The 21,660-nt window shown below is 40.4% G+C and carries 17 protein-coding genes and 2 tRNA genes; 7 read left to right on the forward strand and 12 right to left on the reverse strand.

Annotation, left to right across the window (positions count from 1 at the left end; all coding sequences use genetic code 11):
• Window positions 1-130: 130 nt before the first annotated feature.
• From M2408_RS16260 to M2408_RS16275, 4 genes are all read left to right on the forward strand, one after another.
• Window positions 131-370: a FeoA family protein gene (locus M2408_RS16260; protein WP_223583452.1), complete on the forward strand. Its 240-nt coding sequence runs from the start codon at window positions 131-133 to the stop codon at window positions 368-370.
• Window positions 370-2,472, forward strand: coding sequence for a ferrous iron transport protein B (gene feoB, locus M2408_RS16265; protein ID WP_259183355.1), 2,103 nt, complete (start codon window positions 370-372; stop codon window positions 2,470-2,472). The genes M2408_RS16260 and feoB overlap by 1 nt, the downstream gene beginning before the upstream one ends.
• A gap of 53 nt (window positions 2,473-2,525) precedes the next feature.
• The gene (locus tag M2408_RS16270; RefSeq protein WP_120259094.1) at window positions 2,526-2,690 is read left to right on the forward strand and encodes a FeoB-associated Cys-rich membrane protein; all 165 of its coding nucleotides are present in this window, start codon (window positions 2,526-2,528) and stop codon (window positions 2,688-2,690) included.
• A 375-nt stretch (window positions 2,691-3,065) separates the two neighbouring features.
• On the forward strand, window positions 3,066-4,487 hold the full coding sequence (locus M2408_RS16275) for an amino acid permease (protein ID WP_259183356.1): 1,422 nt from the start codon (window positions 3,066-3,068) through the stop codon (window positions 4,485-4,487).
• A gap of 142 nt (window positions 4,488-4,629) precedes the next feature.
• Here the strand turns inward: M2408_RS16275 and M2408_RS16280 are convergent, their stop codons facing one another.
• From M2408_RS16280 to M2408_RS16300, 5 genes are all read right to left on the reverse strand, one after another.
• Window positions 4,630-5,172: a GNAT family N-acetyltransferase gene (locus M2408_RS16280; protein ID WP_259183357.1), complete on the reverse strand. Its 543-nt coding sequence runs from the start codon at window positions 5,170-5,172 to the stop codon at window positions 4,630-4,632.
• 53 nt (window positions 5,173-5,225) lie between these two features.
• Window positions 5,226-6,290, reverse strand: a complete 1,065-nt coding sequence (locus M2408_RS16285) for a PA0069 family radical SAM protein (protein ID WP_259183358.1) — start codon at window positions 6,288-6,290, stop codon at window positions 5,226-5,228.
• Window positions 6,291-6,420: 130 nt separating this feature from the next.
• Entirely contained in the window at window positions 6,421-6,918 is a 498-nt protein-coding gene (locus tag M2408_RS16290; RefSeq protein ID WP_259183359.1) for a hypothetical protein, read from the reverse strand.
• Window positions 6,919-6,963: 45 nt separating this feature from the next.
• The gene (locus M2408_RS16295) at window positions 6,964-7,689 is read right to left on the reverse strand and encodes a hypothetical protein (RefSeq protein ID WP_259183360.1); all 726 of its coding nucleotides are present in this window, start codon (window positions 7,687-7,689) and stop codon (window positions 6,964-6,966) included.
• A 15-nt stretch (window positions 7,690-7,704) separates the two neighbouring features.
• Window positions 7,705-8,853, reverse strand: a complete 1,149-nt coding sequence (locus M2408_RS16300) for a hypothetical protein (RefSeq protein WP_259183361.1) — start codon at window positions 8,851-8,853, stop codon at window positions 7,705-7,707.
• A 520-nt stretch (window positions 8,854-9,373) separates the two neighbouring features.
• Between M2408_RS16300 and M2408_RS16305 the strand changes: the two genes are divergently transcribed.
• A complete protein-coding gene (locus M2408_RS16305) occupies window positions 9,374-10,120 on the forward strand; it encodes a hypothetical protein (protein ID WP_259183362.1) in 747 nt (248 codons plus the stop codon).
• A gap of 108 nt (window positions 10,121-10,228) precedes the next feature.
• Here the strand turns inward: M2408_RS16305 and mnmA are convergent, their stop codons facing one another.
• Window positions 10,229-11,320, reverse strand: a complete 1,092-nt coding sequence (gene mnmA, locus M2408_RS16310; protein ID WP_046672147.1) for a tRNA 2-thiouridine(34) synthase MnmA — start codon at window positions 11,318-11,320, stop codon at window positions 10,229-10,231.
• A gap of 187 nt (window positions 11,321-11,507) precedes the next feature.
• Here mnmA and M2408_RS16315 point away from each other — a divergent pair.
• Together M2408_RS16315 and M2408_RS16320 are read left to right on the forward strand one after the other, a co-directional pair.
• Window positions 11,508-11,580 (forward strand) — tRNA-Phe (locus M2408_RS16315).
• A 42-nt stretch (window positions 11,581-11,622) separates the two neighbouring features.
• A tRNA-Phe gene (locus M2408_RS16320) sits at window positions 11,623-11,695 on the forward strand.
• 65 nt (window positions 11,696-11,760) lie between these two features.
• Here the strand turns inward: M2408_RS16320 and M2408_RS16325 are convergent.
• The 6 genes from M2408_RS16325 to M2408_RS16350 all read right to left on the reverse strand — a co-directional run bounded on the left by M2408_RS16325 (window position 11,761) and on the right by M2408_RS16350 (window position 21,660).
• Window positions 11,761-13,863 (reverse strand): hypothetical protein, encoded by a 2,103-nt coding sequence (locus tag M2408_RS16325; RefSeq protein WP_259183363.1) that lies wholly within the window; start codon window positions 13,861-13,863, stop codon window positions 11,761-11,763.
• 28 nt (window positions 13,864-13,891) lie between these two features.
• Complete coding sequence (locus tag M2408_RS16330) at window positions 13,892-15,649, reverse strand: RagB/SusD family nutrient uptake outer membrane protein (protein WP_259183364.1); 1,758 nt, start codon at window positions 15,647-15,649, stop codon at window positions 13,892-13,894.
• An 11-nt stretch (window positions 15,650-15,660) separates the two neighbouring features.
• On the reverse strand, window positions 15,661-18,807 hold the full coding sequence (locus tag M2408_RS16335; protein WP_259183365.1) for a TonB-dependent receptor: 3,147 nt from the start codon (window positions 18,805-18,807) through the stop codon (window positions 15,661-15,663).
• A 200-nt stretch (window positions 18,808-19,007) separates the two neighbouring features.
• On the reverse strand, window positions 19,008-20,060 hold the full coding sequence (locus M2408_RS16340) for a hypothetical protein (RefSeq protein ID WP_259183366.1): 1,053 nt from the start codon (window positions 20,058-20,060) through the stop codon (window positions 19,008-19,010).
• 2 nt (window positions 20,061-20,062) lie between these two features.
• Entirely contained in the window at window positions 20,063-21,079 is a 1,017-nt protein-coding gene (locus M2408_RS16345; RefSeq protein ID WP_259183367.1) for a LacI family DNA-binding transcriptional regulator, read from the reverse strand.
• A gap of 38 nt (window positions 21,080-21,117) precedes the next feature.
• Complete coding sequence (locus tag M2408_RS16350; protein ID WP_259183368.1) at window positions 21,118-21,660, reverse strand: RNA polymerase sigma factor; 543 nt, start codon at window positions 21,658-21,660, stop codon at window positions 21,118-21,120.

Consider the following 21,660-nt stretch of genomic DNA (forward strand, 5'->3'; position numbering starts at 1 on the left):
TTGGTTGATAATTAATCCCTTTTTACTCGTAAAGATAGCTGTTTTTTGCGCTAAATACATAACTATGACATTAGAATCATTCTAAATGGTAGAAAATCTGTATATTTGGAGAATACAAAAAATTAGGTAAATGCGTAATAAAACTAGCTTAGACAAGCTAAAAAAAGGGGAAAAAGCGGTGATTATTGATTTTGATTCGCACGATATTCCAGCTAAATTTTTCGAATTAGGTTTTGTGCCTGGTACTGAAGTAGAAGTGAAACATATCGCACCTTTAGATGGTCCTATATGTTTAAATATTATTGCTAATAACGCCTTGATTGCCATTCGCAAATCCGAAGCTAAAGTCATCCTTATTGATCAGAAATAATGAATAACCCGATTATTGCACTTTTGGGTAATCCAAACGTGGGTAAAACATCCCTTTTTAACCGGATTACAAAATTAAATCAGAAAGTAGGAAACTATCCTGGTATCACTGTAGAAAAACGTGAGGGACAAGTTAAAGCCAACAACAAGACGTATCGCATTATTGACCTTCCAGGAACCTATACCCTGTTTCCGAGTTCAATGGATGAAGAAGTCGTCTTCAATACCTTGGTCAACAAAGAAAACAGCTTTAGACCAAACCTTGTTATTGTTGTTGCTGAACCAACCAACCTGAAAAGGTCTGTCATCCTCTATCAACAAGCACGAGAGCTCGGGCTTCCGGCTATCTTCGTCATCAACATGATCGATGAGGCCAAAGAAAAAGGAATAAGTATAGATATCCCAAAGCTTGAACAGCTACTTAATACAAAAGTTTACGAAACAAATGCGCGTACGGGACAGGGTATCGATCAGTTGATCAAGAATTTCGATGCCACCCCGCCGATGTATGTCAGCAAATTTCAGTTGCCCCCAATAGCAAACGAAGCATTGGAAGAAACCAAAAGACTTTTTCCTTTGGACACTGAATACCATACCTGGCAATATCTTGCTAAAGGGGAAGTCTCTTTTCTATCGAAAGAAAAAAACGATTCAATTCAGCAAATTCGCGACAAGCATCAGTTAAAAGCGGAGAAACTTCAGAAAGAAGAGGCCATTCTTCGGAGCAAATCCTTAGATGGAAACTTAGCCGAAATCTATACCAAGGACGATGCTTCCAACAAAAACAAGACAAACGCGATCGACAAAATATTGCTCCATCCCATCTTTGGGTATCTGATCTTCTTTGGTATTCTCTTCCTGATTTTCCAGGCGATCTATACCTGGTCAGGTCCGGCGATGGACTTTATAGATGGGCTTTTTGGTGATCTTGCCGCTTATACGCAGACCACGCTTCCTGCTGGTCCGCTCACAGATCTGTTGAGCAATGGTATTATCAAAGGTATCGGTGGTATCGTGATATTTATCCCACAGATCGTTATTTTATACATTTTTATTTCTATTATGGAAGAGACTGGCTATATGAGCCGTGTGGTTTTCCTGATGGATCGTTGGCTCAGACCCTTCGGGCTAAATGGAAAATCCGTAATCCCTTTAATCTCTGGGGTAGCCTGTGCTGTACCTGCGGTCATGTCTGCACGTAATATCGAAAATGCAAAGGAACGACTTGTCACCATATTGGTCACCCCATTCATGACCTGTTCTGCCCGTCTACCTATTTACATCGTATTGATCGGATTGGTTATTCCAGACACCAAATATGCAGGATTTCAATTGCAGGGTATGGTTTTATTTGTCATGTACCTCCTTGGAATATTTGCAGCATTGTTTTCGGCCATACTCTTGACCAAAATCATTAAATCCAAACACAAGTCCTTTTTAATATTTGAGCTTCCTACTTATAAATCTCCAGACTGGAAAAACGTTGCTTTAAATGTTTGGGAGAAAACGGCAAGCTTTGTATTCGGAGCAGGTAAGATTATATTGGCAATTTCTGTTATTCTTTGGGCTTTGGGTAGTTTCGGTCCAAACGACAAGTTTAGCAAGGCCAAGGAATATGTCACACAAAATAATCCCAACCTCTCAGGTGAGGATCTTGACCATGAGATCTCTTCTTACCGACTGGAACATTCCTTCCTCGGCTATCTTGGCATGGCAATTGAACCTGTTGTAGAGCCGCTGGGTTATGACTGGAAAATGGGAATCGGTTTGATCTCCTCATTTGCAGCGAGGGAAGTTTTTGTGGGAACAATGGCAACTGTATACAGCCTTGGCGATGAAGTGGATATTGAAGATGAAGCAACGAAAACAACAGTATTAAGCAAAATGCGGAGCGAGATTAACCGTAATACGGGTTTACCGGCTTACAATTTTGCTTCCGGAATATCTCTTCTCTTATTTTATGCTTTTGCCATGCAATGTATGAGTACAATAGCAGCGGTAAAAAGAGAAACAGGATCGTGGAAATGGACATTAATTCAAGTTGGTTTTATGACAGGCCTGGCTTATTTCAGTGCCTTGATTGCTTATCAACTCTTAAAATAAACTAGTTGTGCAAGTGAGATAGATGCTTTCACAGTTTAAAAAAATAAAAGATCATGGATAATTTAACAGTACAATATCTCATCGTTGGAATTTTGGTGTTAGCGGCTGTATGGTATGTCGTTAGAAATGTCCGTAAATCACTGAAAGGTAAATCAGGTTGCTCCAAAGGTTGTGGATGCAGCTGCGGAACAGTGGAAAAACCACAGAAAGCAAATTAATTTATCTTTTACTGTATCATTTACAAACAAAATTTCGTTCTAAGGTGGAGTGGCCAAAAATCACACTAGCTACGAACAAATGAAACGCTACCATTCTCATGGTAGCGTTTTCTATTAAAAACCTGTCTTTCAGCAGTATTAGTAAACATTGCTTTCTGGTCCAGTAAAAAGCAAAGCTTAAGGTGCATAAAATACCTAAGTGTTTTATTAACTTTATGCGCTTAGGTCAAAATGCTGTAGTAGCAAATTAAATAATTTGTAGTACTTTGCAGATAAACCAATTTTCATCTCAATCCCGTGTTGGAAAAGAGATGAGTAGAATATTCAGGATCAAGACTGATCGACACTAAATAAGTAACCGTATTAACCATACAAATGGAGAAACAGAATAACAAGGATTCGAAACAATTAAAAAGGGGACTTCAAAATAGACATATTCAGCTGATCGCTCTTGGTGGCGCCATCGGAACTGGATTGTTTCTTGGAATAGGAAAAGCTGCCACACTAGCGGGGCCAGCGGTGATACTTGGTTATGCCTTTGCAGGGATAATTGCGTTCTTCATTATGCGCCAATTGGGAGAAATGGTGGTTGAAGAGCCCGTATCCGGTAGCTTTAGTTACTTCGCTAATAAATATTGGGGTTCTTTTGCTGGTTATGCCTCTGGCTGGAACTATTGGGTGCTCTATATTTTAGTGAGCATGGCCGAACTAACAGCTATTGGAGTATATGTCCAATTCTGGTGGCCGGAAATCCCACTTTGGGGATCCAGCTTATTTTTCTTCTTCGCTATCAATGCCCTGAACCTTGCCTCTGTAAAAATTTATGGCGAGACAGAATTCTGGTTTTCAATCATTAAGGTTGTCGCTATTATTGCCATGATTGTCTTTGGTGTCTATCTCCTGCTTAGTGGTTCCGGAGGTGAACAGGCGAGCCTGAGCAACCTCACGTCGCATGGTGGTTTCTTTCCAAAAGGCTGGTTTAACCAGGCTGGAGATGGAAGCTATGAAGGTCTGCTATCCGCCATGGCACTGATTATGTTTTCTTTTGGTGGACTCGAATTGGTGGGTATTACCGCTGCCGAAGCCGAGCATCCTGAAAAAAATATCCCCAAAGCGACCAATCAGGTTATCTACCGGATCCTAATCTTTTATGTAGGCGCACTGATTATCTTGTTTTCGCTTACTCCTTGGACAAATATCAATGCAGATACAAGCCCTTTTGTACTGGTATTTGACAAACTCAATGGTTTTGAATTTACTCTATTCGGAAAAACATTCTACTTTACAAAAATTATCGCAAACACACTCAATCTGATCGTGCTCACCGCAGCCTTATCGGTTTACAATAGCAGTGTTTACAGCAATAGTAGAATGCTCTTTGGACTTGCTGAACAGGGTAATGCGCCTAGGTTTTTGTCTAAGCTAAACAAAAACCATGCACCTATAAATGCTATTCTGGTTTCAGCTGTGTTTGCTGCGATCTGTGTCTTTATCAATTATGTTGCACCTAAGAATGCATTGGAGATCCTGATGTCGTTGGTTGTTTCTTCGTTGATCATCAACTGGGTAATGATTTCAATCACGCATTTATATTTTAGAAAAAACAAAGTCGATGCCCATGTAAAAACGAAATTCCCTTCGTTTCTCTATCCATTGAGCAATTATATCTGTCTGATCTTTTTGATCGCTGTGTTGGGTATCATGTGGGTAACAGGTATGAAATTGCCGGTTGAATTGATCCCAGCCTGGTTATTATTACTATATATCAGCTATATATTGATCAAAAGAAAAAAATAGGGATTGTAAATCAATTTTATCAGCCTCATAATTCTGGAGCCATCGGTCTCCGGACGAAATAAAGGGCCAGATTCGTTTAGGAATCTGGCCCTTTTGCAAAGAATGAATTAAATAATCAATCTTTATCGTACTTTAATATGCCTTAATCTAAGTAGTCCTGATCTAAAATTGCATATTCATAATTATCACTCCAACCGTCTTTTAAAGGCAAGATCTTTCTCCGATGAGCTTCCCTAATCATGCCTACCTTTTCCATTATCTTATAAGACGCGATATTTTCTACCGCACAGCCAGCTTCTATCCGATGGAGATTAAGTTGTCTGAATCCAAATTCAATTATTTGTTTTAATGCCTCTGTTGCATATCCCTTATTCCACATTTCTGGGACTAACTTAAACCATACTTCCGAATTTCTATATTTTACCTTGACAATACTGATATCAATCAGACCAACAAATTCCGCCCCCACAATAGTTTCAATATAAAAAGTATAGTTCTTTCTATCCTCAGATTCCTTTTCTTGTTCCGACCAGGTTTTTACCATTTGGGCGGTATCCCCTATCCCATTCGGATGCCCGCTCGGATTAAATAAGGCCGTTTCTGGACACATTAATAGATAATGAATCTTTTCCAAATCTTCATTTTCCACTGTTCTTAACCGGAGTCGTTCTGATATAATTTCCATTTTTTAAAATTACACAAATAGCGTAATTTTCAGCGGTCATTTGACAACAATAACTAAAACAAGCCCAACTGCATTCCCGCATCGGGCAAGCGGAAAAGATCCCTTCTCAAGGACGGAAGCACCCCGTTATTCATATATTTTTTGACCGACAACTTAAACAGATGCTGCAGGCTCTCTGCCATATTACCATCTCCTTTTATCCGCCGTCCGAAATCAGTATCATTAATTTTTCCACCGTGACAAGCCTCGATCCAATGCAATACCTTTTCAGCACGATCCGGGTAATTCTGATACAACCAATCTTTAAAGATATCACCGATCTGCCCGTTGAGCCTAACAATGGTATAAGAGGCTGTAATTGCTCCCGCGTCTGCTCCAGAACGGATCAAATCTGAAATCTCGTCGCTATTGATTCCAGGAACGATGGGTGCCATCATCAGCATCACGGGTACACCTATCCCCGTCAATTCCTCAATCAGTTTTAAACGGGCCGAAGCTGTAGCCGTCCTGGGTTCCATCTTTTGCCGGACCTCCTCCCTTAGGGAATTGATGGTCACAGCAACCGATACTAGATTTAGCGCTGCAAGTTCACCTAAGAGGTCAAAGTCCCTTCGCATCAACACATTTTTACTGATGATAGAAACTGGATTTCGGTATTTAAGCATCAATTCTAAAAGCGAGCGTGTGATCCCCAGTTTTCGTTCAATAGGCTGGTAGCAATCCGTATTGCCTGAGAGCATAATCAAATCAGGCTGATAACTTGACTTGCGAAACTCATGCTCCAGGAGTTGGGCGGCATTGTGTTTGACCAAGATCTTGCGTTCGAAGTCTAATCCCGCACTAAAACCCCAATACTCATGCGAATTGCGGGCATAGCAATAAATACAACCATGTTCACAGCCCTGATACGGATTAATTGACCTTTCAAAGCGCAGGTCTGGACTATTGGATTTAGAGATAATGGACTTCGGGTGCGTCGGAATAAACTGTGTTTTTTCGGCCCCAAGAAATTCTTCGTCCAAACCTTCGATATGTTCCTGAACATATTGATTAGAAAAAAATTTGTTATTGGGGTTGATCTGCGCCCCTCTGCCCTTAAAATATTCTGACGGATTCATAAGTTAAAATTACTAAAATAATTAGTAAACAGGAAATAAAAATCTGTCTTTATATGTTCTCATTTAAAAGATTATGGATACAATCTCCACGAGAAATAGTCATAAGGTATAGGGCTTGCAAATGGCATCGTTATTCTTTTTCTTCTAGCAGAACTAGGTGAAATAAATAGGCTAGTTCAATAAACTTAGCACAATTCGTTTTTAAGCTCTCTATTACTATACCATCGGGAGATGAGCTTCCTTTTCCAAAAGATACTTCAAAACAATCTGTTAGCACAGACCTCAAATACCCTATTTCTCTTTGGTATTCAGAAAAAATCCAATTAAGAGCAAATAATGGTTCTGATCTTTCCTTTATCTCCAAATAATTAGTTTGATAATTTAATGATTCAAAAGAAGAAGTGTAAAAGGCATTTTCATCGCTATTATCATCTTTCAACCTAATGCGCGGCCTCTTATGCGGCTTAAATATCCAACAAAATTCCACAATCCTTAAAACGGATGTATAAATATTATAGACGCGCTTAAAATCACTAATCTCTTGTCCGTTTAAAATAGAATCCAACCACCAAAACATTTCATTAAGAATTGTATCAATAGTAGATTTTCCAAATATCTTAAGCAGCACTGTTTGTGGACTTATAATTTCGTCTATCGTTAAATTTGACGGATATTAACCGAATTCTGAATATAAAAATGCCCTTGAATCTGGAATATAATCTTCATAGCGATTTATCAAATAAGCCATTTCTGTTAATTTCTGAAAAAGAACATACGTATCATAAACTTCTCCACCATCAATCTCTTGACAAATACTTGTTGATAAGAAAGTATATTCTCCCCATTTAGAAAGCAATTGAATCCAATCGAGATGTGTCCTATTTTCAAAAATAGATATATAAAATGCATAAGGATTCTCAATTTCATCCAATAACAACCAACGAACCTTCCCCTTAAACCGGTAAACCACTTCCATATAATCATCTTCGCGTTTTAAGGGTTTATATTGCTCATCAAATTTCATGTGCAAGCACGAATAATCATCAAAGTAGTATGTGCTATTAGAGCTATAACAAAACTTTGGCCGATACCTTTCTTGATTATTCAACACACTGACGCCACACTCCTCATCAGAATTTTCTTTATAAGTCAGATATAGCCATGCTAAATCTAACAATCTTCTATTTAACCCCAATCGATATGCTGCGTTTGCAAGATATAAATCAGGATAAATTTCGTTCGACATCACGGTTCTTAAAAGCTTATCATTTCCGAGCAAATGATTTTCGTAATCAGTTGCATCAAAAAACTGCCAATATAATCCAAGCATACTTTTGTAAGTTATATCGTGTTTACTTATCTCTAGATCAATTATTCCAATCGGTTTTTGTATGTCCATAATTTAAAAAATTAATTACAATTCTGTCTGTACACGGCTCAACATGATGAGATAGAGAACTTCCAACAACTCCTCTAACCCCTGAAATAAAGAAAGCACACTAGTATAATTATCTGTAAAAGTGCCTTCGGAACCAACTAAAAGCAACATAAATTCATGAAGATTTCTATGTAATAAGTCATACTTAATGCCCTTTAACTTATTAACCAGGTAATCTAAGTCCATTTTCGGTAAATGATGGAAGGGAGGCCTATCATAATCCGTCCAAAAATTCTCAAATTCCGAAAAATCATCGATTATAAAGTGTTTTAAATCCCCAAAAAAGCTTTCATCGTTCAATGATAGCTGTTGAGCAAGATCAATCAATTTGTGGAAGGTGTGGACTATACCGCCCCTATCTCCCATAATTCCTTCTTCAAGACCTCCATGGTATTCCATTGTATAAAACAATTTTCGAAGAAATTCCTTTAAATCTTCATATTCCCATTTATCAAATATTCTCATTATTGTCTTTACGGGTTGCCTACCTTCCTCCAAAGAAAGATAGCTACTGCAGGCATACAGATTTTGTGTCTCTTTCATTCCATTACTTTTATAAATAAAATTCATTACTTCGACCATTTGAGTGAGGCCTCTAAACTCTGAAATCTCACCCCCCACATTACACCGGTCGCCGACATCCAGGTGCCGCCAGTCCGCTCCCATGTCCCACCAATGCCGCAACACATTCATGAATCCCTGAAGACCTTCTTCTTGTCTAAAAGATTCTGTAATCACTACCTTCAAACTATTTTTTAGCCCACAAAAAAAAGAGCAATAATTATGGTCCTTAAATTCACGGAAAGCAAGGTCATTGCCGGCAACTAAAAGTTGAGCACAACTAAATTCCTTGTCTATTAACCAAGCTACATTAAGAAGTTTCTGTAATTTACCCATGAAGTGATAAAGTGTATGTATTCCATTTCCAAACGAAAAGAGATAGGGTCGGTAGTGGCAATGCTTCCATTCCCATAGTAGATATTGGCAATCAACCAAAGAATAATTTGAAAACACATCTTCTAGGGCAATAATTGGGTCTTGAAGTTCTCTAGCATTTAACGAATAAGGATAGTCTTCTTCCCAGATCCAGACCGACTGCCTTTTTATTGGCTGTTCTTGTATCATAATTAAACTATATAGTTTATCTATACAAATGTACCAATAAAATTATTATATAAAAAATAAATTGTAAATATTTTCTATACATATAGAAAGAATTATAAAACATATATATACTAAACCGCTCAAAAAAAATATCCTTAAAAAACGTAAAACACACTGTATATTTAAAAGACAATTGGTTTATCCAATAATCATCAACGGAAAAAAAACACCATATTCACATACCAAGCCCGCTTACGCCGTGTTGAGTCCATGTTGAGTCCGTGTTGACACCGAGTCTATCTCGCTTGCAAACTGATATGATCTCTGACACACCCTGCACACGATGACCATCTTAATCGGATGGGTATTATATCATATCTTAACTAAGCCTATAGGAAACCATAGCGGTATCTGTTACCAATTTCATTATCATGAAGTACCACCAATTTCAAAAATTGTAAAGGCTACTACTTTACGATTTTCAATTTTATAAAAGTTATAATAAACTGTTTTAAAGCAATTTAAAATATTAACTTTAGCTATGGCAATAATTGAAAATGGATATTTGAGAGGTCAAATTAGTAATTTGATCAATCGTAAAGTTGGAGACAAAAATGTCGTACAGTCCAAATCATCGGACAAGATAAACCAAACAAGATGGAGTGAAGCTGCTGCTTCCGATTTCGGAACGGCGAGCGCAGCGGGAGCAACAATCCGTCGGGCTTTCAATGCTGTACATCAAAAAGTACATGACAGCGGTATGCACAACAGACTGGTTAAACGTATGCAACGCGTACTGCTCGGTAATGGAAAATACGAACCCGGAGACCAAAGGATCACTCGAGGAAATATCCAGCGATTGGTAGGCTTTCAATTCAATAAGAATTGCCATATCTATGATTACCTTTATTTCGATACCAATGTGACTTTTTCTGCTCCAGGAACCACCTCAGTATACCTGCCCGAATTGAACGCACAACGAAATTTCTATTGGCCCAAAGCATGTAACCATATCATTCTAAAAATTGAAATTGTAGCCTTATCTTTTGATAAAAAATACGCACGAACAATTGGCTCCCACGAAATCGAATTAACACGATACGATAATCAACAGCATGAGGCCAGAACACTCACCTTTGATTCACCTGATAAAGATTACGATACCATCTTGGTCTCGCTTTCGACCCTCTATCTTGAAAAAAGAAGTAGTTATGCGCTACTTCTTAATTCGGTTGACTTAAATCCTGCCGGCATAATAGCTGCACACAACCTTAGAAATCCCTTATGAAACTAGAGTAGCACTATCGTTTACGCTGGGCGTACAAATAAAAATCCCTATACTGTCGATGCAGTATAGGGATTAGAATTCTTATGCTGAATTTCAGATCAGCTTTTATTATTTCATCAAGAAACCACCGCCTAAAAGATCATTTCCTTCGTAGAATACGGCTGATTGTCCTGGCGCGATACCTTTCACATTGTGTACAAAGTCTATACGCACTTTATCGCCCTCTTGCGAGATGGTAGACAACGCACCCGAATCTTTATAACGTACTTTTGAAATTGCCTCCATTGGTTGGTCAAGACCTGCATATTTGACAAAGTTCACATTGCGTACATAGGCATGTGATTTTTCAAGCTCATGCTCCTCACCCAATACCACCGTATTGCTTTCAGGCAGAATTTCGATCACAAACATCGGTTTACCCAAAGCAATACCCAAACCTTTACGTTGGCCGATGGTAAAATACGGGTAACCAATATGTTTACCGACAACTGTTCCGTCTGAAAGGATAAAATTACCCGGACCGATCTGCTGATCTAATGTAGGTACTTTATGTCTCAAAAATGCACGGTAGTCATTGTCTGGCACAAAACAGATTTCGTAGCTTTCCGATTTATTAGCAAGCTCCTTCTGTCCCATGTCAAGCGCCATTTGACGGATTTCCTTTTTCGTGAACGATCCCAATGGAAACTGTGTACGAGCTAGATTTTCCTGCGATACACCCCATAGGACATAGGATTGATCCTTATTTTCATCTTTACCCTTTGATATGACATAACGGCCATTGTCGTGCATACGAATATTGGCGTAATGTCCCGTAGCGATAAATTCACAATCCAATTTATCAGCACGCTTCATCAAAGCCTCCCATTTGATGTGGGTATTACAAAGAACACATGGATTGGGTGTACGCCCTGCAATGTATTCCTCTACAAAATTATCAATTACAAAGTCTCCAAACTCATCGCGTATATCTAATATATAATGAGGGAAACCATAGTTTACGGCTAATGTACGAGCGTCATTGATACTGTCGAGGCTACAACATCCAGTCTCCTTAGACGAACCACCTGCGGATGCATAATCCCAAGTCTTCATCGTGATACCTATGACCTCATATCCTTGTTCGTGGAGCATGACAGAAGCAACGGAGCTATCGACCCCTCCACTCATTGCAACTAAAACTCTTCCTCTTTTACTCATCTCTATTTATTGAAATGCAAAGATACAGCTTATTCCTTTTTCTCTATGTTAGTTTCTTGTAATTTTATCTCGATCAAAATCAACACTTTCGAAAAAAGAGCAAAAATAATCTCCATAAAAATTTTAGAATTCAAATTATCACACTATATTTGCATCGCAATAGGGGGACAAACCCATAGCAGAAAGCGGTGCCATAGCTCAGCTGGTAGAGCAAAGGACTGAAAATCCTTGTGTCCCTGGTTCGAACCCAGGTGGCACCACGCTTCAATCTGATGATCACAGATTTAAATAAAAGGTCAACTGGTGCCATAGCTCAGCTGGTAGAGCAAAGGACTGAAAATCCTTGTGTCCCTGGTTCGAACCCAGGTGGCACCACAAAAAAAGCCTGTTCATTTGAGCAGGCTTTTTTTGTTTCTTAACCACAATACATTAGCAAAAGACTACAATCCCCTCCCCTGTAAAAAATCTGCTCCATAATGGTCTAATATCCGATTATAGGCTTCCGCTGCAGCACCATTGCCCCAATCGTAGATAGTAAACTCTCCTATGCCCAGACCTTTAGCATTTGTCTCCCCACCATGACCATAGTTTTCCATCATAAAACCATAATCCTCTTTTCCAAAAAATGGCCAGGCTTCCTCCCATTGTGCTTTGGTATCCGGGTTTTCAGGACAGTACATCATGACAAAGGAAGCCCGTAAAGCCGCTAAGCCACGCTGGAGGTATTCCCTTTGCTTCAATTCCTTACCATAACGAATAATCAACTCAGCGAATAAACTCTGTCTGGCATCGTTCCATTCTCCATCTGCATTCATCACACCAAATCCGCCCAATGCTTTTATTGGAATAAAATGTGGTTGCCATGCGGCCTGTGTCATCAACAGTTCGTCCAAGGTACGCTGGCCAATCTTGAGGTATGGTTTCGCTTTAGTGGTTTGATAACATTCCAATAGCGCCTCCGCCGTCCAAAACATAGAAAAATTATTCTGCTTGTACATGTCGTTGCGCAATACCTTTTTCCCCACCCAATCTTCGGCACCGACACGCGAACAGGACCAATAGGTTTCAAAATCTTCCCAGCGCCCATTGGGTATAATTTCCTTCACAATCGCTTGCATTGCTCGTAGAGCCGCTACTTTATACTCCTCTTTTTGCGTCATGCGATAAAGGGTCAATAAAAAGGTTACCGACAAGGCGCTTTCGGGTGAATCATTGAGGTGAGCAAGAGGCTTTAATGTCTCTACATCAAGCCAGCCTGGAAAAAATCCATCCGTGGTCTGTACTTCGAGCAGAGACTTCGCATAATCTTCGGCATAAGCGAGCAAACGCGGGTCCTTTTCGAGCTCGTTGTACCAGCGCAACATCAGCAACGCCGTCCAGCTCATATCCAGCAGATGAAAAGGGGATTTACGGGCATCCCAGGTATAGGGGTTTCGATTTGAATTTCCCCAGTAATAGTGTTCCCAACCTTTACTCCGAACAGATTTTTTATCGCCTTCTCCCGCAATAGTTTCTTCCATTTCTGTTCCAATTAAACCATAGAAAAAACCCTTCTTTTTGGGATAGGATAGCGCCAATTCCTTGGTCAGATTAGCCTTATCCAAGAGTTCAGGGTCTCCTGTCCGCTTTGCAAAACGATATAGGCCACTGGCTGAACGTAAAGAACTAAACCAGGCCTGATTCCATATTGAACGGAACTCCCGTTCATTGGTTTTCCCAGGATAATTGGGACTTTGTGTGGTATTGACAATAAAAGTCGGTGCGCCCACTTTTTTCCCATTAATTTCAAACGACTGCCATACCTGCTTGACCCAAGATTGGAATGCCCAGTGATAGCTATGCCGCACATAGGTACCCATATCTCCGGAGATTGGTTCACCCTTCTCAAAAAGACCTGCGCCCCAATTTTTCCAGTAGAAAGCCAGCGGCCTGCGAAAAGGATTTTCTGCCACTTCCCGATCGTCAAAAGCAAGAACATAAAATGCAAATTCAAATTTACCACGCGTGTATGTATTTCCAGATTTCCGTTTGAACAAAACATGTTCGCCGACCTGCGCCAGCGATCGCCCAAGTGTTAACTGGTTTTTCTGCGCATCCATATCCATATACCAATCTCTGGCTAAAGTACTATTCAACAGGTCTACATCGGGAATAATAACAAGTTGCTTCCGCTGATCAGTTAACATCATCATCGGCGCCCTAAATACATGCTGCGCAATAATATGGCTATCCGAAGGTGTCAAATGTGGTGCCCAATGAAATGTGGGCTGAAATGCCGGCAAAATTCGGATCCGCCAGTCATCGCAGCGCACATCCTCGGGTAGTTCTACCGAAACCCGCACCTTAACTACCTGACGCGCAATTTTCTGATAGCTCAATTGAGGCAGTTGCCCCCCTATACTATCAATTTTAATTGCTTTAATCAATGCATTTATTTTCCCCGGATCCCCATTCGCCCAGCATTGCTGGTATGCACAACATAATGTCAACAGTATCGACAAACAATAAGGAAATATGTTATTCTTGATCAATATTTTTATCATCACAGGTCGGTTTCGTAATATTTATCAACTAATATCCAGGATTTTGTGTATAATTCCCTTTCGCCCAGTTAATCTGAGGTTGAGGAATCGGAAAATATTCATCCCGACCTGCTGTAAAACGCCCCGCTCCCAGCCACTTAAACCTATTTTTTTCTACTGAAAAGTAGGCATTCATCGTTGGCTCCAATATTCCCCAGCGTTGCAGATCAAAAAAACGACGCCCCTCCGCGGCCAGCTCAAGACGGTTTTCCCATTGTAATGCCTTCCAGGCAAAAGCTTTATCCCAAGTACAATTGACACCTGGTTGATAGGTCGCAATTTTGTAATTGAGTACCGGAGAACCATCCTTTTTCACTAACCTCGCTGTGCTTTTAGCAGCTCGTTCACGAATCTTGTTGATCAGTATCAATGATTCATTCCAACGGTCCAGCTGAATCAGTACCTCAGCTTTCCAAAGTAAAACCTCATCATAGCGAATCATTTTCTTGTTCATCGAGTTAAATTGCCAACCATCGTATAGCAAACATTTACAATCTGGTTGTGGCAATTCCTTAATAGACTTCAAATAACCATATTCGGCACCATTTCGAATCCCCTTTGTTTCAAAAAGAAGATTCGGATTATATTTCCAAGGTTGCCCCGGTGCAGCTACTGTATGGCTAAATCGCGGATCAAAGCTGTTCCCGCCAAAAAACACAGCGTCCCCATCCGCATAACTCCCATTATTGTATGTATCAAATAAAGGTAGACCATTTGTTCCGGTTTTAAATGCATTCGCCATAGTGTAGCTGATCTGGTGAAATCCGCAACATTGAAAACCTCCCCATTGGAAGGGGTGATTTAATCCCTCGCCGCGATTGATCTTACCTCCACTTGAACTTCCATCATCAATGGAATATTGAATCTCCCAAATAGATTCTTTTGTCTTGTTATCAAAATTTATATCAAAGTTTTCGGCAAAATCTGTCTGTAAGCCAACCTTCCCCCCTTCCTGGTCGGTCAATTTGTTGAGATAAGTCAATGCTTCGCTCAACCTTTCTTTATTGATATTGACAACAGTATGTTTATCATTCTGTTCATAGGCCATAAATAACAAGGTACGGGCGACCATCGCTGTTGCCGCATTTTTATCAACACGTCCTTTTTCGGGCTGCGTCGCTGGTAAAAGCTGTTCGGCCTCTTTAAAATCGGCTAATATTCTCCCCCAAAGATACTGATCGTTGGGTTGGTCTTTTTCTCTATTCGGTACCGCTTCAAAGTCGGCACTGGTACCAATTACCTTTTCGTCGATATAAGGTATATATTTCCAAAATTGCTTTAGCCTAAAAAAGGTGAATGTCCGTATAAATTTAACTTCTCCAAGACGGGCATTCTTTTGTGGAAATTCTTCCTCCTTGATCAGTTGCAACTTTTGTATCGCCGTATTGCAGCGTTGAATAATCTGGTAAGATACATACCAGGGATAGTCTAGGGGCCATCCATTGGGATTGACTCCAACGAAGATCTCCATATTATGCCAGCCATCACCATCCCATGTTCCGCCACCACCTTTATAGGAATCATCTGCCCGCATGGAACCCGACCACCAGGGTGCAAAAGGTGAATCAAATGACGGAATATCGGTCATCCTGGCATAGGCAGCTGTCACAAAACCGTCCATATCCTCTGGTTTCACCAGAAAAGATTCGTCCAGCACCTGTTTGGGTGCAATATCAAGGGAATCAGTACAACTTACAGTAGTTAATAGGAAAAGCGCAAGGCATATTTTTATTTTAAACGTTTTCATAATAGGGAAGTTTAAAAGGTTACATTGATACCAAAAGTCAAAAACATAGGGGTCAGATAGCCGTAGTCAGGCATCTCGGGATCAAAACTGGTATATCGATCTTTTCCCCAACCTTTTTTGAATGTCAGGAGATTACGTCCAGAGACATAAAATCTTAAATTATTCATGGCTGCTTTCTTGGAAATCGCTTGTGGAAGTGTATAGCCAAGTTCTATATTCCTCAATTTCAAATAAGATCCATCCTCCACAGTATAACTTGATGGGCGTTGCTCCGCATTTAAAGTAGAATTTGAGATGGCGGGAATATCGGAGTCTGTACGATCAAAATACCATCCGGCCAAAATACGTGTAGGATGATTTTTGTGTGCCGGGACATTGATATTCCACAGGTCAGATTCCAATTTCCATAGGTTATTTACCTTATTACCAAAGACTCCCTGAAAGAAAATATTAAGGTCAAAATTGCGGTAACTAAAATCAAAAGTTATCCCACCGAAAAACTTTGGATCTTTGACGCCAATATAAGTCCGGTCATAAAACTCCTCGATCTTTCCATTGCCATCGATGTCTTTATAACGTATCCGCCCCACTGCCTTGCCGGGTTGCTCAGCATGATTATCGACTTCTTCTTGTGTCTTAAAGATACCATCCGCTACCATGCCATACAAGATATTTGGGGTCCTTCCCAACACAAGGTCATTGACACCATTGCCCGGGTATTTATTGATGACATCTTTAGGAAGGCTAACGATTTTGGTCTTATAAGTTCCCAGATTTGCAGAGAAGGTATACCGAAATGCATTTTGTGGATTGTTGTGATAACTAATATCCAGTTCGATCCCGCGGTTATTCATACTTGCACCATTGATCCAGGGCTCCCCACCTTCACCCATGGCGGCAATGTATGGGGTCTGAACCAAGATATCTTTTGTTTTCTTAAAATAGTAACCAAAAGATCCACTAAGCCTGCTATCAAATAGACTAAAATCTAGCGCGACATCAGTTTGTGTTGTTGTTTCCCATTTGAGATTAGGATTGCCCAGCCAGGTCCGTCGATATCCTGAAAATAATGGTCCGGTCTCATTCCCTTCGATCGGGTAAGATGTACCAAAATAATCTGTTGTAAATGGTGTTGAAGTATAACCTCTTGGAAGCCCCTGTACACTTCCATTAGCTCCCCATCCGCCACGCAGTTTAAGATCAGATATAAATGTATACTTCTTCATAAATGGTTCGTTGCTGATCCGCCAACCTGCCGAAAATGCGGGAAACATAGCGAATTTATTGTTTGCGCCAAAAAGTGAGGATCCATCCCGACGTAGAGTCGCTGACAGCAGGTATTTTTGGTTATATACATAGTTGGCTTTGGCGAAATATGACAGGTATACATATTCGTCGGCCGTGCTTCCAAGTGAGTATTTGGTTCCATTGGTTACACCAATATGTGCAAAGTCACGATCTTCCAGGTATATTCCTTCCCGTCGGGCAGAGAAACCTTCCTCAACAAATCGTGTGTATTCAGTTCCCAATACCGCATCTAAGCTATGTTTGTCATTTTGTAGGCTGTAAGAAAGCGTATTTGTCCACACATAGCTGAGGGGATGAGACTGGATATTCCCCACATAATTTTCATCATCGCTATTGCGACCACCTGTTTCCGACCATTTCTTTTCCACTATTCTTCGATAGGCATTTCCGTAATCGATACCAAATTGTGAGCGGGCGGAAATTCCTTTCCAGATATTTAAATCAACAAAGACATTACCGATCATCTTGACATAATTATTTACGTTGTCTTTGTTATCGGTCAGTACACGAACAGGATTTGTGAAGTCATCAAAACCTGCGGCACCAGCCCAGCCACCATAAATATCATGTACAGGAACAGCTGGTGGATTGATCAATGCCCAACGCATTTCGTTTGCATCACGGTATCTTAAATAAGAAACCGCAAAATTCTCCCCTACTTTTAGTCGGTTATTGATTAAACTAATCTCATTGTTGGCCCGCAGTGAAAACTGCCTAAAGAAGGTATGGATCTGCGTTCCTTGGTTTTCAAAATAGCCCAATGAAAACATGCTTTTTGATTTTTCCGTCCCACTGGAAACAGATACCTGATGATTTGTCATCAGCGCTGGACGGAGAATTTCATCAAGCCAGTCGGTATCAGTACTTTTCACCGTTTTTTCGGCATTAAGATACTCCGCCGGTTTAACAGCATCTAGCACAGCGCGCCCTTCAGCATCCCTATGCCAGGTAAAATCGTATGTTTTAGGCAGCGTCAATGGCACACCATAAACCGCTTCATCGTAGGCATAGGCCCGAAAGGTCGCCCGACCATATTCCTCGGCATTCATCAATCTGGGCTTGCGCACAATATTGCTTACTCCGACGCTACCATTATAGTCCACTTTTGTCTGTCCAATTTTGCCTTTTTTTGTTTGAACAAGAATAACTCCACCGGAAGCCCGTGCACCATAGATACTTGCGGAGGCTGCATCTTTAAGCACCTGAATAGATTCAATATCCGCTGCATTGATATCCCTTAAATTGAGATTCTCGGTGGGCATACCATCCAAAACAATGAGCGGTTTAACTCCGCCTGAAAGTGACGACAAACCTCTGATCTGCACATTCACGCCCTCTGCCGGATTTCCACCATTGGTGGTGATGTGTACACCTGCTAATTTTCCCTGAAGTGATTTCATGGCATTCGCAGATGGGTTCCTGGCAATATCACTCGCGTTTGCGATTGCAACGGAACCTGTTAAATCGGCTTTCCGCTGCGTCATATAACCGACATAGACTTCGGCAAGCATATTGCTTTCGTCCGTAAGGCTCACATTAATCAAATCGTTCTCACCCACTAAACGTTCTTCAGTCTTCTTTCCTGTATACGTGAAAACAAGTATACTTTCCTTGGAGTCAATTGGGATTTCATATTTTCCATTTGAGTTGGTGACAGTTCCGCCGGTTTTCCCTTTAACCTTCACATTGACACCTGCAAGTGTGGTATTCGTACCACTTTCCCGCACTTCGCCCCTGATGATCCTTTGCTGTAATATGGTCGGGGATTCTATAGCTTTTGCCTGCCAAAAAAGTGTACAAAACAGAAAGGCTATACTGAGCCAGTGTGCTAAATTTAGGTAGCGTTTCATAGTCATTAATATTAGGTGTTATTAATCAGTTTATACTACGGCACAAAAATTTAATCGTTTAAGCTAAATATCGGTAATGATACAGCAACTATATACTTAATACGTTCGATCACACAAAATCCTCTGCTCGGAAACTATTTTTTTATTAAAAACCCTTTATGCGGGAAGGTTTATATTTTCGTTAGTTATTGTTTCGTCGGTTAATGTTTGATATGTTGAATGAATGCTTCGGGCGAACGCGGTGTAATCCCAAAAATAAAGGAATCTCCTGCCTTAAATGGTTCCTTCAATTCAAAATTTTCAATGGATACACCTCCGGGTATGGGTTCTTTACTCGCCCAATAAGTGAATCTTCCGGTCAGCACTCCATTGAGCTGCTCGCTGGGATTCTTTTTAATCCAGTATTGAGTCGCCGGTTTACCCCGATACTTCCAATGTTGATTAGTCCCAGCTGTATAAACGGTTTTGATATAATCTACTTCATCAGGAGCTGCAATAAAATAAACACGCCCTTTTTTGTCTCGTATCATACGCTGTTGCCGAAAATAGGCATGTGGTGTAAAATGGATGTCTTTGTAATCGGGCCATAGCTCCAGCGAGGATTCTTTTCCATCTTGCAAGAAAAGTGTCCTTAACCGGGGTTTATTGCCCATTGTCGCGGTTAGTATGAAATAATCCAGTTCTTGAGACCCTTCATAGGTATAGGTCGCCAATTCAAACTCATAGGGTCTAGATGCAAAAAAACGAAGCCTAGCATAAACTCTTGCACCATTGTCAAAGGGTTCTGCAAATAGATATATTGCGAGGGTCTCCTCGCCATTGTTTTGGGCAACGATCCCCCGTGCTGGATATCTTCCATCCAGGGCTGATAATCCTGTCGAATGGTCTGCACTCCAAAAATGCTTTCCGCGTTTTCCGGGATGGATACTACTCATTTCAAGTTCGGAAAATCCACGTGCCTCCTTTCCCTTGGGAATAGGCTCAAAGGCAATAAAATTCATGACTTCCGGAAACCCATAATTTAAATAAGGGGTATAAATCCGGATCAACCCTCTTGGTCCTGGTAAAGGATCTAATCCGATCCTTATACCATTTACATGCCCCCAAACTGGCATCGCTGGCTTTCCTTGTACAGGTTGTACCCAAGTCCCCATCGTATCCGGTGGTGCCAGCTGCTGCCAGGGCGTAGAACTTCCCTGACCATATAAAAGGTCTGCGACCAACAAGAGTAAAGGGAGTAATAGCCGTTTCATTTTTATTTTTGACAGGACTTTCGTGCAACGATTTCCACATCCAACATAACCTTCTGTTCGCTGGATGCTTTCCCACGTAATTGTTCAAGCAATATCTTCACTGCTTCTTTCCCGATCATGGACAATGGTTGTTTGACATAGCTTATTGGACAATAAAACAGATCATAGGCTTCACTCTCATCAAAGCAAAAAACTGCTAAATCATCTGGAACAGTAATATTCAGTTCGTTGATAATCTTTAACCCCATAATAGATAAGGTATTTGTTGAAAAGAGAATAGCGTCTACACCCCGATCCGGCTGCAACAGCTCGATAAATTGCTCCCTAAAATAAGCCGCGTTATTAAACTCTACCTCACAGATTAAGCTGCTGTCCTCGGCATTCCCATGATCTAGTAACGCTTGCAGGTAACCGCTATAACGATCCTCTGTATGTTGCAGCTGGTTTTTATAACATACATAGGCAACTTTAGCATGCCCTTGGTTCAGCAGCAGCTGGGTAGCCTGATAAGTTGCATTAAAATTATCAACAACCACATAGCTGGTTTCCAAATCCTTAAAATAACGGTCAATGAGTACGAAAGGAATATTGGCATTTTTTAGGTATTCCAATTGCGAAGCTGTACCCTCTGCTGGTGCTATAATAAAACCGTCTATCTGCCGATTGATAAATGTGTCGATCAAGCGTTGCGAATTTTCTAGATTCTCATCAGAACTTCCAAAAAGCACACTATAACCATGTTTTTTTGCTTCATCTTCTATCGCACGAGCGAGATTCCCAAAAAAAGGATTGGAAATATCAGCTACCAATAATCCTATCGCCTGCGACTTACCGCTTTTTAAGCTTTTCGCAATCTGATTGGGTTGGTAGTTCATCTCTTTCGCCATTTCCCGTATCCGTTTTGCTGTGTCTTTATTTACCCTTGTCTGTTCGTCTTTATCATTCAATACATAAGACACTAACGCAGTAGAAACACCTACCGCCTCTGCTATATCCTTCAGTGAGATCTTCTTGCTCATATTTTTTTATACTAAATAGCGTGCACACCGTTATCGTGTTAATTCCAATGCACTTTAATAAACTGCATTGCCTTGACGATGTGATCACTTATTGTTGATGGTGAAATATGCAATAATTCGCTTACTTCTTCATAACTCCTTCGCTCAAATTTACACAGTTCAAACACCTGCTTTCTTCGCGGGGGTAATTTATTGATAATTCCTTCTAATTTAGAAAATTTGTCCTCATGGAATATACATTCCTCATCGATCTGATCCACCGCATTTATAAAATCACGATAGATTAGGGTAAAACCTTGCTCCCGTTTTCGCCTACGATAGTGATCCATAATTAAATTTCGGCCAATCTGAAAAAGATAGCTTTTCAATGATTTTTCGGTCTTGATCGTATCCCGCAATTGCCAGGTCTTCAAAAAAACATCTTGAAGAATATCCTCTGCCGTCTCTTGAAAATTGAGCAGAAACATAAACTTTTTATACAAAGTCCCCTGATAGGTTGTATAGACCAGATTAAAAGTATCATGATCTAGAACACCCAGCGGCCTGCCCATATGGATTTGTTTTTGCGTTATTGTTTCCAT

Origin of the sequence: Sphingobacterium sp. BIGb0165, from assembly GCF_024810095.1 — a bacterium.
GTDB lineage: Bacteria > Bacteroidota > Bacteroidia > Sphingobacteriales > Sphingobacteriaceae > Sphingobacterium > Sphingobacterium detergens.

Coding starts and splice junctions, on each gene's coding strand:
- M2408_RS16260 (WP_223583452.1), top strand. CDS start 131: ATGCGTAATAAAACTAGCTTAGACAAGCTAAAAAAAGGGGAAAAAGCG.
- M2408_RS16305 (WP_259183362.1), top strand. CDS start 9,374: ATGGCAATAATTGAAAATGGATATTTGAGAGGTCAAATTAGTAATTTG.
- M2408_RS16345 (WP_259183367.1), bottom strand. CDS start 21,079: ATGAGCAAGAAGATCTCACTGAAGGATATAGCAGAGGCGGTAGGTGTT.
- M2408_RS16340 (WP_259183366.1), bottom strand. CDS start 20,060: ATGAAACGGCTATTACTCCCTTTACTCTTGTTGGTCGCAGACCTTTTA.
- M2408_RS16275 (WP_259183356.1), top strand. CDS start 3,066: ATGGAGAAACAGAATAACAAGGATTCGAAACAATTAAAAAGGGGACTT.
- M2408_RS16285 (WP_259183358.1), bottom strand. CDS start 6,290: ATGAATCCGTCAGAATATTTTAAGGGCAGAGGGGCGCAGATCAACCCC.
- M2408_RS16350 (WP_259183368.1), bottom strand. CDS start 21,660: ATGGAAACAATAACGCAAAAACAAATCCATATGGGCAGGCCGCTGGGT.
- M2408_RS16295 (WP_259183360.1), bottom strand. CDS start 7,689: ATGGACATACAAAAACCGATTGGAATAATTGATCTAGAGATAAGTAAA.
- M2408_RS16325 (WP_259183363.1), bottom strand. CDS start 13,863: ATGATAAAAATATTGATCAAGAATAACATATTTCCTTATTGTTTGTCG.
- M2408_RS16335 (WP_259183365.1), bottom strand. CDS start 18,807: ATGAAACGCTACCTAAATTTAGCACACTGGCTCAGTATAGCCTTTCTG.
- mnmA (WP_046672147.1), bottom strand. CDS start 11,320: ATGAGTAAAAGAGGAAGAGTTTTAGTTGCAATGAGTGGAGGGGTCGAT.
- M2408_RS16280 (WP_259183357.1), bottom strand. CDS start 5,172: ATGGAAATTATATCAGAACGACTCCGGTTAAGAACAGTGGAAAATGAA.
- M2408_RS16270 (WP_120259094.1), top strand. CDS start 2,526: ATGGATAATTTAACAGTACAATATCTCATCGTTGGAATTTTGGTGTTA.
- M2408_RS16330 (WP_259183364.1), bottom strand. CDS start 15,649: ATGAAAACGTTTAAAATAAAAATATGCCTTGCGCTTTTCCTATTAACT.
- feoB (WP_259183355.1), top strand. CDS start 370: ATGAATAACCCGATTATTGCACTTTTGGGTAATCCAAACGTGGGTAAA.
- M2408_RS16300 (WP_259183361.1), bottom strand. CDS start 8,853: ATGATACAAGAACAGCCAATAAAAAGGCAGTCGGTCTGGATCTGGGAA.